Source organism: Pseudoalteromonas sp. GABNS16E, assembly GCF_028598715.1.
Lineage (GTDB): Bacteria > Pseudomonadota > Gammaproteobacteria > Enterobacterales > Alteromonadaceae > Pseudoalteromonas > Pseudoalteromonas atlantica.
On the sequence record NZ_JAQREZ010000025.1, the window covers coordinates 1 to 17,801 of the forward strand.

General features: G+C 40.4%; 7 protein-coding genes and 1 tRNA gene. 1 reads left to right on the forward strand and 7 read right to left on the reverse strand.

The window, feature by feature from the left end; all coding sequences use genetic code 11:
• Window positions 1-166: 166 nt before the first annotated feature.
• Complete coding sequence (locus PSI06_RS11440) at window positions 167-1,594, forward strand: NAD-dependent succinate-semialdehyde dehydrogenase (RefSeq protein ID WP_273603378.1); 1,428 nt, start codon at window positions 167-169, stop codon at window positions 1,592-1,594.
• Between the two features lie 444 nt (window positions 1,595-2,038).
• Here the strand turns inward: PSI06_RS11440 and PSI06_RS11445 are convergent, their stop codons facing one another.
• The 7 genes from PSI06_RS11445 to PSI06_RS11475 form a co-directional block, all read right to left on the reverse strand.
• Window positions 2,039-3,700 carry an HD-GYP domain-containing protein gene (locus tag PSI06_RS11445; RefSeq protein ID WP_273603379.1) on the reverse strand — a complete coding sequence of 554 codons (1,662 nt, stop codon included), beginning with the start codon at window positions 3,698-3,700 and terminating at the stop codon, window positions 2,039-2,041.
• Entirely contained in the window at window positions 3,672-5,894 is a 2,223-nt protein-coding gene (locus tag PSI06_RS11450; protein WP_407073073.1) for a CHASE2 domain-containing protein, read from the reverse strand. The genes PSI06_RS11445 and PSI06_RS11450 overlap by 29 nt, the downstream gene beginning before the upstream one ends.
• Before the next feature lie 5 nt (window positions 5,895-5,899).
• A complete protein-coding gene (locus PSI06_RS11455; RefSeq protein ID WP_273603380.1) occupies window positions 5,900-6,748 on the reverse strand; it encodes an MBL fold metallo-hydrolase in 849 nt (282 codons plus the stop codon).
• Window positions 6,749-6,751: 3 nt separating this feature from the next.
• A complete protein-coding gene (locus tag PSI06_RS11460) occupies window positions 6,752-14,821 on the reverse strand; it encodes an Ig-like domain-containing protein (protein WP_273603381.1) in 8,070 nt (2,689 codons plus the stop codon).
• 86 nt (window positions 14,822-14,907) lie between these two features.
• Window positions 14,908-16,038, reverse strand: coding sequence for a FecR family protein (locus PSI06_RS11465; protein WP_024032474.1), 1,131 nt, complete (start codon window positions 16,036-16,038; stop codon window positions 14,908-14,910).
• A gap of 11 nt (window positions 16,039-16,049) precedes the next feature.
• On the reverse strand, window positions 16,050-17,378 hold the full coding sequence (locus PSI06_RS11470; protein ID WP_004585783.1) for a hypothetical protein: 1,329 nt from the start codon (window positions 17,376-17,378) through the stop codon (window positions 16,050-16,052).
• A gap of 235 nt (window positions 17,379-17,613) precedes the next feature.
• Window positions 17,614-17,689 (reverse strand) — tRNA-His (locus PSI06_RS11475).
• Between the last annotated feature and the right edge of the window lie 112 nt (window positions 17,690-17,801).

Here is a 17,801-nt window from a genome sequence, read left to right on the forward strand (position 1 = left end):
TTGCTAAATCAATAGCAATTAAATTAGACTGTGCCATGTATGGACTCCTTAATTGGTAAAAGTTGTTTTGCAATTTCTTTATACCGTACTCTCCCGTTAATGGGGAGGAGTCCATACATCTGCTACGCGTTTTACCTAACCCATAAAACTATTTCGGAGGTCTATTTTGAGTAATCTAATTTTCAGTGACTCGTTTATTAATGGTGAATTTTATAAAACCAATAAACGTTTTAGCGTTGACGACCCCGCGACCGAAAAAAGTATTGTTGAAGTAAGTGATATAGACGAGCAAGGCGTTAATAGCGCAATAAAGGCAGCGCAAGGTGCGTTTGTTAAGTTAAAATCAACCAATGCCACTGAGCGAAGTGATACGTTAATGCGTTGGTATGAGCTGGTAATAAAACACAAGCAAACGCTTGCTGAGCTAATGACCAAAGAGCAAGGAAAGCCGCTTAAAGAGTCGTTAGGTGAAATAGACTATGGCGCTGGGTTTATAAAATGGTTTGCAGAAGAAGCTAAACGCAGTTACGGCGATGTGATCCCCCCAACCGACGATACACATAGATTAACGAGCTTTAAACAACCTGTAGGCGTTGTGGCTGGCATTACTCCTTGGAACTTCCCGGTTGCTATGGTGACACGTAAAGTGGCGCCAGCATACGCTGCAGGCTGTAGCTTTGTGCTAAAACCTTCTGAATATACACCTTTATGTGCTTTGGCGTTGGCATACCTTGCCGATCAAGCCGGGTTTGTAAAAGGAGCTTTTAACGTACTGATTTCGCAAGACGCAAAAACAGTCGGACAAATACTTACAGACTCAGAAGTGGTGCGCAAATTTACTTTTACAGGTTCAACAGGCGTAGGCAAGCAGTTACTTTCTCAGTGTGCGGGTACGATTAAACGTACCTCCATGGAACTTGGCGGAAACGCCCCCTTTATTATTTTTGATAACGCCGATATAGACGAAGCAATCGGCGGCCTCATGGCGGCTAAGTTTAGAAACAGTGGCCAAGCATGTGTAGCCGCAAACCGCATTTTTATTCAGCGCAGTATTTTAGATGAAGTGCTGAGTAAAATTACGCCTAAAGTAGCCGCATTAAAAGTAGCCAATGGTTTTGAAGAGGACGTAGACATTGGCCCCCTTATTTACCCAAAAGCGAAAGAAAAAGTGCAGCAGCTTGTGCAAGATGCACTTGATAAAGGCGCAGACCTAATAGGGGATAACGGCGACTTAGGCGGCAGCTTTCAAAACCCGCTCATTGTTACTAACGTAACGACCGAAATGGATATATACCACGAAGAAGTATTTGGCCCGGTATTAACGGTTATTCCTTTTGATGAGGAAAGCGAAGTACTAGCCCTTGCTAACGATGTTCCATATGGCTTAGCGGCTTATTTTTACAGTCAAAATATCAAGCAGATCTATCGTATTAGCGAAGGGCTTGAGTTTGGCATGGTTGGTGTTAACGAAGGGATTATATCTAACCCTGTGGCACCGTTTGGTGGAGTTAAGCAATCAGGCTTAGGCCGAGAAGGGGGCCATCAAGGGCTTGATGAATACCTTGAAGAAAAATACGTGTGTATCAAAGTTTAAAAACGATGACACCATAAACCATGAAAAATTGATTACCCAGCACGGTTTAGGTTACTAATACCAATTTGCTTAATTAAGTAATCAATTTGGGGATGGAAAAACGTGTTGATAGCTAGGCAAAAAATTCGCTATTTAGTTGTTCTCGGCAATTGCTCCTGCATTGCTCTACCTTGTGCATCCATGCAGTCGTAAATGAGCATTTTTTAACGCCAGTAGCGACACGTTTAGCCCAAAAAAATGATTAAATATTATTGCGAATTGGTATAGGTTTATAACTACAGGTTACCTTTTTATTGCTAGATATAGGCCTTAGTGCTACATTTACGGCATAATTTTTGTTTAAAAATAATCAAAAATAAAAAGAATTTCTACTTGTAGAAATAACCCGTGTGTAAATGCCACCGCAAGGTGGCATTTTTTATAGCTTGAGTAAGTTAACCTGGCTTATTTTATAGGTGAATAGCCCGGTAGGGTGGTTAAATCGACAAAGTCTAATTGCTCTGCAATTGCGTACTCATTTATGTAGTGCTTATACACTTCACTCTCTACAAATACCGCGAATATATCGGCGTCTAAATGGTTGTTCTCTACCATTTTTCCTAAAATAGCTAAACACTCACTCACAGGCTTTGCTTTTTTATAAGGCCTATCTACTGCTGATAAGGCTTCAAAAATGTCTGCAATAGCCATTAGCCTTGCCGGAATCGACATTTGCTCTTTAGTTAATCCTTGCGGGTAGCCTGTACCATCTAGTTTTTCGTGGTGGCCCAATGCATATTCAGACACATTACTTAAATGCTTAGGGAATGGCAGTGTGTCTAAAATATTTTTAGTCACATCCATATGGCGCTTCATAACGTCGCGCTCGCCGAGCGTTAGTGTGCCCCTGCGTATTTGTAAATTCTCTACTTCATCTGCGTTTAGTAACGGGGTATCTTTGCCGTTTATAGTTAAATGATAGTGAGATGCTATGCGGTCAATATTCGCAACATCTTCATCTAATAAAAACTCGCCACCCACATTAACTCTTTGCAGAAACGCGCGATCTAAAGAAAGTTGTTTTAATTCGGTATCGAGTAAGCGCTCAAATTGTAAAACCTCAATTGGCCTATTGAGCTTCATTGCAGAGATAATTTGTTTTTGATAGCTTATTTCTAAATCACGTTTAATAACTTCAAATTTAGCTTCAATGTGTTCAATACGATCAAAAATAGTTTCTAACTTGGTCGACTTTTCCATGATGTGATCGGGAGTCGCTATTTTGCCGCAATCATGAAGCCAGCCCGCTATATCTAGCTCATGACGGTCTGCATCACTCATTAAAAAGTTAGCCAAGGGACCACGGTCAATTTTATGCACAGCATCAGCAAGCATTAAAGTAAGCGCAGGAACTCGCTTACAGTGTCCGCCGGTATGAGGCGACTTTTCGTCGATGGCCATAGCAATGGTTTCTACAAATTTAGAAAATAGCTCTCCCATTCCATTAATAAGGGTAGAGTTTGTCAGTGATATAGCGCCTAACGATGCAAATGATCGTATCAATGTGACAAGTTCGTCACTATAAGTGATTATATTGTCGTGTTGATCTTTTACGTTGATCAGTTGGATCACACCAATAATATCATCGGTATGATCTTTTAGCGGAATCGTTAACATAGACTGAGTACGATACCCTGTAAGCGCATCCATATTACGCGCAGCGCTCATATCAAAGGGCAGGGCCGCGTAGACATCCGGAATATTAATAATCTCGCCAGAGTTAACCGCATGAGCGACAATAGCTGTTTCGTTTTCTTTTCCATTTATAAACAAATCTATATTAGGAAAGTCAACGGGCTTCCCTGAAGCTCCCCCTAAATAGAGGTCTAAAGATTTATTAATAACCGTTTCAAACTTTAGCTGCTTGTCATCTGTAATAGAGTAAATAGTCCCTGCGTCAGAGTTAGAAATAGACATAACAACTTGTAGAATTTCTTCAAGAAGTTTACTCGCATCCTTTTCTGTTGTTAGCCTAATACTAATATCAATAAAGTGATGAAGATTTGTTCTATCTTTAATGTACTCAGACATATCATTACTACTTTGTTTTGTGAATAAAGGCGCCATTCCAATCCTGTGCTAAAGTTTGCAAATCGGTATTTTTAATTCGGTTAATAAAAATGTGGTAAACGTGGTCAGTCAATAAGCTAGTTTCACTTAGCTCTTCAAATAACGATAGAGCCAGTTGCCAATTTTTATTATTGTAATGCTGCATAGCAGTGAACGACTTTTTAATTTCAAATAGCTGGCTTTCGCTTATATCAGCTATAAAGTTGACAGGCTCATATAGCTCAGTTGCATTTACTTTACCCACTACCTGTACTTTATCAATTAAGCGAAATGCAATATGTGGACAAGCGAGCATTGTCTCTTCTGTAACCAGAATAGCTACCCCGTAAAATTTGGTCAAGCTTTCTACTCTTGAGCCTAAATTAACTGCATCTCCAAGTACTGTATAGGCTTTTCTGTACACCGAGCCCATATCGCCAACATTCATTTCGCCAGTGCTTATACCCACACCAATGCTAATGGGAGGAAGCCGCTGCTCAGCAAATGCCTTATTAAGGCTTGTAAGGCCTGCTACCATTGCCATTGCTGCTTCAACACCGTGTTTTGCGTGGTCGCTATCTTCAAGTGGGGCATTCCAAAAGGCCATAATCATATCGCCTACGTATTTGTCTATTGTGCCACTGTGATCAAAAATAACTTTTGTAGTCGCCGATAAGTACTGATTTAAATAATCACTTAATTGATTTGCGCTCATTCCTTCCGACAGCGCAGTAAAACTTCTTATATCAGCAAATAATACGGTCATATTTCGTTTTATACTTTGCTGAGTAAGCTGTTTACGTTGGCGAATTAACTGCTCAATATGGTCAGGCGGTACATACTGATTAAACATCGATTTGATTTTTCGGCTGTGCTTCATTTCTGCTATAGAGCCAATAAAAACAAAGTAGGCTGCTAATAGGGAAATAAGTAACAGCGGCATAAATAGCGGCAGACTAATTTTTTGTACTGACCATAAATAAAAATTAAGCAATATAACCAGCCCAGCCACACTCACTGAAAGTGTGACAATAAAGCGGGCGCTTTTACGAAAGCTTAAAAACGATAAGCAACAGCCCACAAAGGTAATTATTAATAATGTTGCCCCTAAAGCCCATGTGGGTTGAGAAGGTAAAATTTCTGGATGGAGTAGCCCTTCAAAAGTATTGGCATGGACTTCTACCCCTGGGTATTGTAAACCCACTGGTGTTGCTCTTAAATCAGCTAAACCAATTGCGGATGTACCAATAAATGCTACGCTGCCTTCTAATTGCTGCTCGGTAACTTTTTTGGTTAATACATCTGTGGCAGAGTAATATTGAAAACTTTTAGCACGGCCTTTGTACGGGATATAAATTTGGCCGTACTCATCTGTTTGAATCCAATGCTCATGAAATTTAACCCCTTCAAAAAAGGTCAGGTCGCCTTGGGCACTCGCGCGTGTTTTAACACTGTCCGCTAAGGTATATAAACGTGCTGCCTCAAGTGCTAAAGAAGGATAGAGCTTATCACCGACTCTATTAACCAGTGCCGCTTTACGGATAAATCCGTCGTTTTCGCTGTGGGCATTTATAAATCCGTTGCCCGTGGCACTATTTTGCAGCATAGGTATATTAACAGTAGCGCCTAAAAACTGGGTTACTTGGGAGTTACTTTGCTCGCTCTTTGGCCATAGTACGCTTGTATCTGGCAACGGGTTACGCTGTTTGTAGGTATCGTTGTTTAATAAAAAACCCAATACGGTATCGTTACTATTGAGTGCTTTAGCAAAAGTGGTATCAGCATCTACCTGATGTTTAATATCATTTAACGCTACTTTGTATGCACTTAATAAATCAGGGGCTCTAGATTGAATTTGGTTAACAGGGTTTGTTTCCGGTTCAGAAAAAAATATATCAAATGCAATAACTACAACACCGGCCTCTGTGAGTTTATTTACCAGGTCTGCCATTTTTGCCCGGCTCCACGGGAAACGCCCTTGCTCTTGCATCGTTTTTTCATCTATGTCGATAATAACAACGGTTTCGTCGAGCTGACGGGGAGTATCGGGTAAAGTTAGCAATAGCCTAGAGTCGTAAATAATACCTTCGACCCTATTGAGCAGCTTGGCTAATGCGCCACTAGAGAATAATTCTACAGCAGCTATAAGCAGCGTAATGGCTAAGCCTACAAATAGGTGGCGGTAAATTTTAGGAATATAAACGCGAGAAATAACTATTAATCCTTACTTGGCGTAAACTCAAAAGTTCGGCCTTCTCTGGCACATTCAATATTAATATGCTCGCCATAATTTGCCTGTAAATGTGTTTCTATTGCGAGTAGCTCGTCATCGGTTCTTGCTGGGTCGTGGCTTATAATCGCTAAATTTTTAATACACGATTGCATTGCTAATTCAGCTACTTGCTTAAATGTACTATGCCCCCAACCGTGCTTAAGCGTGAGCTCTTCGGTAGTAAATTGTGCATCATGAATTAATAAGTCTGCACTTTTAATAAACTCAGCCCACTGGGTAACTGTGGTTTTAACAACACCGGGTGGGGCCAATTCGTTATCTGTTATATAAGCAATTTTTTTGCCTTCAGCATGCACACAATACGCTGTGCCGCCGCCTGGGTGATTTAACGGCGCGGTAAATACGTTAAAACTATTTAGAGTAAAGTTTTTTTGAGAAGCAAGCTGAGTGTTTAATGTAATGTTTGCAGGTAAGTGTTGGTAGCTAACCGGAAAAAAAGAGCCAGACATTTGCATTAAAATCGCATTTTTAGTTTGCTCGTCTTCAACATCACCTACAACAATGGTTATATCGCGATCGGCTTGGTAAATAGGCTTAAAAAAAGGAAAGCCTTGAATATGATCCCAATGATTATGCGTTAATAAAATTGCAATGGGGGTCGTGTGCTCTATGAGCTTTTCACCTAACTGTGCAATGCCCGTTCCTGAGTCGAGTATCAGGCTTTTGCCATTTGTTTGCTCAACATACACACATGAGGTGTTACCACCAAATTGGTGCGTATGTTCACCCGGAGATGGCATTGAGCCTCTTACGCCATAAAATTTAACTTTCATAATTTAGGGCTTAACTCCATCAGGGTAAAAGTTAAACTTAGATAAACTGACATTATTAGAGGCATTATCAAAGCATGTACTGCTAAGTACCACTTGGGTATCTGTTTGTAAAAGCATTGATGTAAACTGATGTGTGCCATCGCATTGATTAGCCTGATAATAACCAAGCGTATTTTCTCCAAATAAGGTGTCGATAGTGCCATTAGCTAATATACGGCCAATCACCCCTTTAGAATCACTCATGCCTGATAAAATTATATTACCTGTAGTATCAATCTCCGCATCGGTAACTTTAGTATCAGAACTTGATGCTAATTGGTATTGCCCCACACCACTAGTGGCAAAGCTAGTATCTTCGCTACCATCTGGTTGTAACTTGATGATCACCGCTTGGTTTGGCGTAGTGCCTCCATTAGCAACTAAATAGAGATTTGCCGCACTATCGGTGAGTATTTTTGCTGCTCTATTACTAATATCTGTCGAAGAGCGGCTATCTGTATAGCTAAATAGCGCGTTAGCATCATCGTCTATTTTCAACATTATTAATTGCGAGTCACTGCCAGATACTTGCTTGCCTGCAATATATATATCTTTATTTGCATCAATATAGAGTGTTTCAAAAAACTCATTTACGCTGCCGTAATAAGTACCGCTTGTAGCAAAGCTATTTTCTAATTTACCATCGCTTTTTAACATCGTTGCAAACGATCTTGTTACGCTTAAAGCATTAGTCGAAGAGCCTACAGCAACAATATAGCCGCTGCTATCTACTGCAACATCTGCAAAGTTAATATTGATATTTAATATATCTACAGTGGTATAAATACCTTCGCTGGCAAAGCTTTCATCTAGGTTACCGTCCTGGTCTACTTTTGCTATAAAGCCTTCTTCGTTTAAACCGTTTATGAGTGTACCCGCAATAATGATGCTGCCATCGCTAAGCTCTTTTAAAGTAATGGTTTTAAACGCAACATCAATATTTAAGGCTTTACTACCATCAAGGCTAAAGCTGGTATCAATAATGCCTGCACTGGTATAGCGAGTGAGCACTAGCTTATTATTAGTATTAAGTTGTGCAATAGAGGCACTTAAAAATTTATTGGCTTGCACGCCGTTTTGTAGCTGCAATACATTCATCGATAAGTCGTCTGAGCTAACACTTAAGTCATTTATACTTGTATAGCCATTTATTGCAAAGTCGGTGTTTAAATTTGCATCACTCGTTATTGACGTTACAAAAGGCTCATTAGATGAATCGTTAAATTTGCCTGATAACCACAGAGTGTCATTTACATCAATAGTTGATGCATTAGCAGATTGATGACTGATAACGTTAGAGACGATGTTTATGCCTGCATTGCCGTAGCTAGTGTCAAGCGCGCCATCAGATATAGATACTCGCGCCGAAAATAGTTGCTCGTTTTGGGTATCACCAGAGGCTTCCACACCTGTAGTACCTGAGAGAATGATTTGATTACTCATAGGGGCGTATTGCACACCCGTTATTTGTGCGCCGCCATTAGCAGAACCCGAGTTTTCATCAATATTGTATACGGCGATTCCTTCATCCCCTATATTCTCATCAATATTGCCATTGTTATCAATTGAGATCATTACAGCCTCTTTCTCACCTGAAGAGCGAGTAATATATCCCCCTAAAAAGGCATTAAAATTAGCTGCGTCTACTCCGCCAACTGCAAGTAGCTCATCGTCACCTTCTTCGTCCGATAAATCTAATATAAGCGCATCGCCAGAGTTAAAACTTCCATTATTGTTGCCATCCGGAATAAGGTATCTGATGGTTGCATCTAAATCACCTTCTTCACCTATGCTGCTGCCCACTACAAGTAAATCAGAGTTACCAAAGTTTTTAATAGCGTGCGATTCATCATCCAGGTTCTGGCCACTTACATCTACTATACCTGGGCTGCCTGATTCATAAGCGAGGGTCGATACATCAAATTTAAGAAATAAACTGTCTTTGTCTGAACCATTTACCGAGTAGCCAACGCCTTGTATTTTATTGTCGGTGAACTCAAGGTCGTTTATTACAGATTCACTAGCCAGTGTTGTACATTTAGTACCGCTGTTAGCGTCGCCAGAGTTAGTACTTATAACGCCTGCAGCACTCATTTTTAATAAACATGCTTCAGTTTCTGAGCCATTAAAGCTTGAATAACCTATAAATAATTCACCATTACCAGAGATAATAGCCGTGCCTGTTTCATCTTCACCAAAATCTATCGTTTTAAAGCCGCTGCTATTAAATGCAGTGTTTAAATCGCCCGTATTGGTATAAGAAACAACAACAATATCTGTATCTGTGTTGTTATTGTAACCTACAAAATAAAGGTTAGTGTTAAGCTCAATGCTATCGTTAAATTCACCATTTGAAAAAACGCTCGAAAGATCTAACTGTTCGTTAATCGCTCGTCCAAATGTATCATCTTCTACAGGAATTAACGGGTTTTCTTCATCCGTAATATTCACATTAATGGTTATTGTAGTGGTTTCATTTGGAGAGCCGTTATCGGTAATATCTATATTAACTGTGTGCTGTGTAGCTGTTTCAAAATTAAAGGCACTGTTGCCATTTACGGTTAACAACCCGCTATTGCTATCAATATTAAATAATGAGGTTTCGCCACCGCTTAGGCTAAATGTGAGGGTATCATTTTCAATATCAGACGCTGTTATAGTACCAATTGTTTCTCCATCAGTGGCATTTTCACCAATAGCAAAAGTTTGGTTTACTGCCGTTGGAGCATCGTTAATTGCTACAATTGTAATGGTTAAATTACCTTGCACCTCATCAGTACCATCACTTAACGTGTAGGTGAGTGTTGCTGTGCTTTCGTTGTTTAAGGCGGGGGTATATTTAATCTCATTATTTTCAACGCTCGCTGTACCAATATCTGCTGTAACGGCTGTTATAGCTAGGGTATCGGTTGTATCTGCATCGGTGTCGTTGCTTATAACGTCAATGGTTGTTTCGGGAGCATCTTCATTGATTGTTGCTGTATCAGGTTGCGCTACAGGCGCATCATTTACAGGGGTTACATTAATGGTTAATGTTCCCGCAGCAGTGTCTGTACCATCGCTTAGGATATAATTTACGATTACTTGGCCATTAAAGTTAGCTTCTGGCGTGTAAACAACGTTAGCACCAGAGCTAGAAATGGCGCCAACATCAGCATTTACAGAAGTAATAGAAAGAGTATCGTTTTCTATATCTGTATCGTTGCTCAGCACATTTATATTTGTTGCTGCGGCATCTTCTAAAATAGTGGCAGTATCAGGGTTTGCAACAGGTGCATCGTTCACTGGGGTAACCGTAATAGTTAACACGCCATTGGTTGTATCGGTGCCATCACTTAGAGTGTAATTTATAGTAGCTTGACCGCTAAAGTTTGCATCTGGGGTATAAATTACATCACCTGCAGAGCTTGTCACTGTGCCCGATGTGGCAGTCACAGCACTAATAGAAAGTGTATCGTTTTCTTCATCCGTATCGTTGCTCAATACATTTATACTAGTTGCTGAGGCATCTTCTAAAATGGTGGTAGTATCTGGGTTGGCAACTGGCGCATCGTTCACTGGGGTAACCATAATAGTTAACACGCCATTGGCTGTATCGGTGCCATCACTGAGGGTGTAATTTATAGTAACTTGACCGCTAAAGTTTGCCTCTGGAGTATAAATTACATCATCTGCGGAGCTTGTTACTGTGCCCGATGTGGCAGTTACAGTACTAATCGAAAGTGTATCGTTTTCTACATCAGTGTCGTTGCCCAACACATTAATATTTGTTGCTGCGGCATCTTCTAAAATAGTGGCAGTATCAGGGTTTGCAACTGGCGCATCGTTCACTGGGGTAACCGTAATAGTTAACACGCCATTGGCTGTATCAGTGCCATCAGTTAGGGTGTAATTTATAGTGGCTTGACCATTAAAGTTTGCATCTGGAGTATAAATTACATCACTTGCAGAGCTTGTTACCGTGCCCGATGTGGCAGTTACAGCACTAATAGAAAGTGTATCGTTTTCTACATCAGTGTCGTTGCCCAACACATTAATATTTGTTGCTGCGGCATCTTCTAAAATCGTGGCTGTATCTGGGCTTGCTACCGGCGCATCGTTCACGGAATTTATTGTGATATTAAGTGTAGCTGCTGTAGCCGCCTCGCCATCACTAACTGTATAGGTAACAACTGCAGTGCCGTTATAATCAGCTTGCGGTGTATATTGTATTTGATTCGCCACAATGGTTGCGCTTCCTGAGTCAGCAGAAACCGTGGTAATAGTGAGTGAGTCGCCCTCAGTGTCAGTATCATTAGCCACTACATTTACAGTAGTCGAGCTGTCTTCATTTATTGTGGCTGTATCAAGGTTGGCAACTGGCGAATCGTTCACAGGTGTAACCGTAATATTAAGTACCCCAGAGGCTGTATCGGTGCCATCACTTAGGGTGTAATTTATAACTGCTTGGCCGTTAAAATCGGCCTCTGGAGTATAAGCAAGGTTGCTACCGGCTACCGATACGCTACCAGTATTGGTACTTGCCTCGCTTATCGTGAGCGAGTCATTTTCAGGGTCTGTGTCGTTACTTAATACATTAATGTTTGTTGTTACGGCATCTTCTAAAATGGTTGCGGTATCAGGGTTTGCAATTGGGGCATCGTTAACGGGCGTTACAGTTATTGTTAGTACGCCCATAGCCGTATCAGTACCATCACTTAGGGTATAATTTACCGTTACTTGGCCATTAAAATTAGCCTCAGACGTGAAGATTACATCATTACCTGTACTTGTAACTGCACCTGATGTGGTCGTTAGCGCACTAATAGAAAGAGCGTCGTTTTCTTCATCTGTATCATTGCCAAGTACGTTAATATTTGTTGCTGCAGCATCTTCTAAAATAGTCGCTGTGTCGGGGTTAGCAACAGGTGCATCGTTAACTGCTGTTACTGTTACCGTAAGCACACCTGCGGCGGTAGTCGTGCCGTCAGTAAGTGTGTAATTTACAACGGCTTGGCCGTTAAAGTTTGCCTCAGGTGTATAAACTAGGTTACTGCCAGACACCGATACTGAGCCGGTGCTTGCACTTGCTGTGCTAATAGCAAGGGGGTCGTTGTCTACATCTGTGTCGTTAGCTATTACGTTAATACTCGTTGGCGCAGCATCTTCTAAAATGGTTGCGGTATCAGGGTTTGCTACCGGCGTATCATTAACAGAGGTGATTGTTACTGTAAGTATCCCCGAAGCACTTTGCGTACCATCGGTTATTGTATAGCTGACTGTTGCAGTGCCATTATTGTTTTCTGCGGGAGTGTATTGAATTTGAGAATTTACAATTGAGACACTGCCAATATCACTGCTAGCAGAGCTAAGAGTTAAGGTATCACCATCTATGTCTGTGTCGTTACTTAATACATTTATTAAGGTAGCAGTAGCGTCTTCTATAATGGTAATGCTATCGGCATTTGCTATTGGTGCATCATTAATTGGCGAAATGGTTACTTGTAAATTAGCCGTTGCTTCTGCGCCGTTATTATCGGATACACTGTACGATACAATTGCCACGCCATGGGTATTAGGTGCAGAGCTATACTGAATTTTATTATCAACAATGCTGGCTGAACCAAATTCGGTGCCAACACTTGTTATAGTTAAATTGTTACTGTCTATATCAGTGTCATTGGCAAGCACATCAACTAAAATTGGCGATGCATCTTCTTGCATTGCGGCGCTATCAGCCACCGCAATGGGGGCATCGTTAACCGGTATAATAATGAGGGTGGCCATTGCGCTACTTTGAGCTGGCGTGCCATCTGCAATGCCATCAGAAATCGTATAGTTTAGGGTTACTTCACCAAAGTAATTGGGCTCAGGTGTATACTCAATTCTATTGTTTACAATGCGTGCGCTGCCGATTGTATTTGTAACATTAGTAAGGGTAAGTGTATCGCCGTTGGCATCGGTATCGTTTTCTAATACGTTTAACAAAGTAGCAGGGCTGTCTTCTAATAACGTATATTCATCATCATTAGCTTCAGCAGGGGAGTTAGACCCTGTTTTACTTAATACAACTTGTGCTGTGGATGTTAGCCCTTGTTCATTTGAAACTGAATAAGTAAAACTATCAACATCTAATGCATCTGAATCAGGTTGATAGGAAAATGACCCATCAACGTTAAGTGCCAAAGTACCGCTTTGTACGTTAACTACGGGAGTGGTGTTAACGGTGAGATTACCTGGCTCTATGTTTACATCGTTTTTAAGTAAGCCATTTTCAGCTGAAATAACCAGTGTTTGATTATACTGAAATTGGTATTCATCATTTTGAGCATTAGGGGTATCAGGCATGCTATTTATTGTGAGTGTTGCCGTTGCAGTGGCAGTTGCACCGAAAGTGTCGATCACTTGGTATTGAAATTCATCGATACCGTAGTAATTAGAATCAGGAATATATGAAAAACTACCATCGGTAGCTAATTGCAATTGCCCATGGGCAGGTGAAATAAGATAAGTATCATCAATGATGAAAGTATCATTATTAGGGTCTGTGTCGTTAGCAAGTAGACCCTGGCTTGCATCAACTACAAGTGTGGTATCTTCATCTACACTATAGCTATCGTTTGCAGCAGTAGGCGGGCTATTTTGATCCAGTGCATTAATTGTAACACTTGCAATAGCCTCAGCACCTTGAGCATCAAAAATACGGTACTGAAAACTATCAGTGCCTTGCATATTTGCACTACCTACATATTCAAAGCTGCCATCAGCAACAAGTGTGAGAGTACCCTTACTCGGTAGGCTAACAGGCGTTGTATCTAGAGTGAGTAGATCTTGGTCTATATCGCTGTCGTTATTTAATAAGCCGGGGGCGCCAACTAATAACGTTCCGTCAGCACTTATATTGTATGTGTTATTAAGGGCTATGGGGGCATCGTTTACAGCGTTAATCGTTATTTCTACAATACCGGTATCTGTCATCCCAAGTTCATTAATTACTTGGTAACTAAATGCATCAATGCCGTTAAAGTTAGCTCGTGGCGTATAAGTAAAATCACCGCTTTCGCTGAGTGAAATACTGCCATGCTGAGGGGTAACTAAAGGGGTTGTGTTTATATATAGCTCCCCTTGGTACTCATCAGTGTCGTTAGTTAAAACGTTGCCTTGCAAGGCTTGATCTTCATTAACTAAAAATTGATCGTTTACCGCTTTTGGCGCAAAGTTTAGCTCTCCTCCTTGCGGTGCTACGTTAATTAACTCAGCAAAGCCACTTTCACCACTGCCATCTACACCAGTTATTAAAACTTGATAGCTTTTATCAGCTAATAGGTTGTCTACACTAAAGCTAGAGCCAGATACACTTAAAAACTGCTGGCCATTTTCTAGCGTATTTATATTGCTGGTGGTAATGCCAGCTTCGGTTGCTAAGTAAATATTGTAGCGGTTTAAGTTTTCGTTTTCTTTCCACGCTAAATTAATCGTTTGTCCGTCTCGCTGTGCTGTTGTGCCTTCTATTTGGTAGGGTTGCCAATTAGCCGTCACTGCGTCTGCAAGTACCTGGTTGTTAAGGCTATCGGTGATCCATATCTCTAAGCGTAGATCACCAGGATCAACGCCATAAAAGTAAGGGCTCAATCCTATAACCGGCTGCTCAAAATCTGTTCCACATGCTTGTGTGCAAAGTGCTAGGCTTTTATTTACACTCGGCAGTACTAAATTTACTGCGCTAATGCCATCGGGATCAGACACGCTAAGTAAAAAAGTGATATTGCCTTGTATAACTTCATTAATTTGTGAAAGAGTTATTGTAGCCTGAGAGTTTGCAACCGTTGTGCCTACAACCCCTCTGCTAGAGGCCACGGCACCCGACACCTGTGTTTTAGTAACAACAGAGTTACCCGTTATACCTGTAAGGTTTATCGGTGTAGCAGAAGGGGTGGGTGTAACTTGTTCTACAGGTAGCTGTTCAGAGTCTTGTTGAGCTGTCTCATCGGAGCCTCCACACGCACTAAGCAAAAAAACCATTGAACCGAGCAAAAAAAGGTTCTTTGCTGTCATTCTACATACTCCAATAAAAAGCTTTATATTCAAGTTACTTAATCTGAATACTAGTTAAGAAAATTATTACCCAAAGTGCAGGTTACTTAAGGTTCTAATCTAAAGTCGCCACCGGCATTTACAGCAGGGTTATTAATTTCACTAAGGCTAAAATCACCCGTGATGGTATCTATGTCATTTAAAAACACAGCATCAATTTGGCCAGTTGCTTTATTGTTGTTATGAGAAGCAAATGTAACGGCTAAATCTAGTTTGGTTAAATCAATTAAGCCGCTGTAAGCTGCGTACCAGTTGCCGCCAGCATCATTAAAGCTAATTTCTCCATCGGGAACTGTGCCGTTATCAAAATCTACCGACATAGACATAGAAAAATCACTGACTTCTCCTAGGCTCGACGACACATCAAAGCTGGTTGCTTGGTAATTAAAAACACCTTGGCGCTGCGCGATTTGGTCAATTAAGGTTGCATCATTTACCGCCTGAAATTGCTGCTGAGCATAAACATCAGTTATTGATATATCGGCATCTGTCGTTTTTTCTGAAGTATTGTTTTGTACTATTGATTGCTGCTCTGTTGGTTGCTCAGCACTTGTGTCATCACTAATAGTCGCTATGGTTTGGGTAAAAACAGCAGGTGCCTGAGTTGTTTTAATCACGCGCCCTAATGAGGTAACCTGCGCAAAAGAAAAAGGCTCATTACTGCCAAGGGATACAACGCTTTGATCTTCTAGTGTTAAATCTATTGCGCCATCCCAAACAGCTACATACATATCACCATCTATAAGCTGTAGTTCAAAATGGGTACCGCGAATACCAATTGATCCAACCGGTGTTTTAACACTGTACGCGCCACCATTTTTTTTAATAACACCCGAAATAGAACGCAGCCCGCCTTTTATTAGCTCAATAGAGGCAGAGCCTTGCTGAGTCGTTGTATTAAATTCATAGTTAGCAATATTTAGCTCAGAGTTTTCTTTTAATGCAATTAAGCCGCCATCAGACATTGAAAATTGCGCTTTGCTTTTTTCGCCAGTCGTTATTTTATCAACGCCATATACCGTGTCGCGTCGCTTAAGTGTTCGTTGTTGGGCGGATTCGGCATCTGTAGCAAGTACAGCGCCCCGAGCTAAAATAGTTTTTCCTGCAACAGTTGTGCTCGCTTGAGAATAAAAACTCACACAAAGTAAGGTGGTTAATACCGGAATTAAATGTTTCATAAGTACCTTAATTAGAATGAGTAACTTGCGCTTATATTGGTATCAAAGCGATCGTATTCGAACAAAGAAATATCACTGGTTTTGTCTTGATAGTTCAATGCTAATTGCAACGCTAAACTTTTATTAACTAAGTAGCGTAACGAGCTAGAAAGTATCAATAGGTCATCGCTTCGCTCTTGAAGAAATAGCGGGTGCTCATCCTGATATTCAATCCATTGATACCCTGTTTGTGCAGAGACTTGCCATTGTTGGCTAAGTAATGCATTTATTTGGTAATAAATTCCGCTAATGCTTCTTGCATTAAACTCACCTTCGTCAATGTTAGCGCTTTCATTTTTAAAGTTTGCGCTAACGCTTTGGTACCATTTTTGAGATAGATAACTTGCACCTATATTAAGAGTGTAAAAGGAGTTATCTAGTTTCTCGTCAAATGTATTATTCATAAGGCCAATTGATAGCGCTCCAAATACACTTAATTGTTTATTAAATTGGTAACTAGCTCCACTTGTTAATGATGACTCGGTTCTGTATAGCTCGCCATCTAACAGTAAAGGCGTAATACCAGCTTGCAAATACCACAGGGTGTTATCATTTATCTTTTGTTGGTATCGACCTGATATATTGGTATTAATACGGTCATATTCAGATAGCTCATTAAATTTATACCAATCGGTATTTACACCTAAAGCAAAAGAGCTTCGCTGATCAATGGGGTGAAAGTACCGCCCTTTATAATTTAGCTTTATATAATTATCGTCAGTGCTTTTACTTTCTGGTGATAGTAAAAACTCACCCAAATTAGGGATTAAAATTGTATCCTCAGAGGTGCCTGCATTAACGTTACCATCTACACCATATGCAAGCTCAATGCTCTGATCATATGTACGCTCTGTTAAGCGCTGCTTGTGCTGTGATGTTGCTAATAAAGAACGAGCCGCTTTTTTTACACCCTCTGGTGAAGTATCAGTATTAATTAATACATTCGCTTGAGCGTTAGCTGCAGGTAAATTATTGGCAGCAATATAAGATTTTACTAAATATAAACGTGCCTCATACCACTGTGGTTTTGCTTCTATTACTCGCTCAAAAGCAAATACCGCCGGAGCAGAAAGACCAGAATTTAGTGCTGAAACCCCAAGCAAGTAGTCAAAATCAGGTTCGCCCAAATATTTATAGTGTTTTTGACTGCTTTTGTACGCTTCATCAAATTGCTTTTGCGAAATTAAATATTGCAGTTCACCAAGTAGCTTTACATAGGAAATATTATTTTGGGCTTTTGCATTCAAGCTAGCAAAAGAAAGGTAACCAAGTAATAAAATAAAAATAGCGTGTTTGATCATGCTCGTTAGAATATCCCAAGAAGAAGTGGTGGTTTGCTAATACTAAATGCTATTAAACGTTAATAAGGTAACACTTTCTGTTTATATGTAAAGTATATTGGTGCATTATTGTGCGATTGTAAACAGCAAACTAATTTAGTATCTGATCAAGTAAGGTATTAGGTAAAGTAGGATAGATGAGCAAATTTAAATTTAAAAACGAACTGGGGATAAAACAGGAACAAAAGGAAAAGAATGGGGCGATTGACGGGGCTTGAACCCGCGACAACCGGAATCACAATCCGGGGCTCTACCAACTGAGCTACAACCGCCACTACACACCTCGTTTGGTGTGGCGCGCATAATACATAATATTATAAATGTTGTGAAGCCTAAAATTAAAAAAAATCAAAAAAAATAAATATTTCATAAAATTGCCTACTA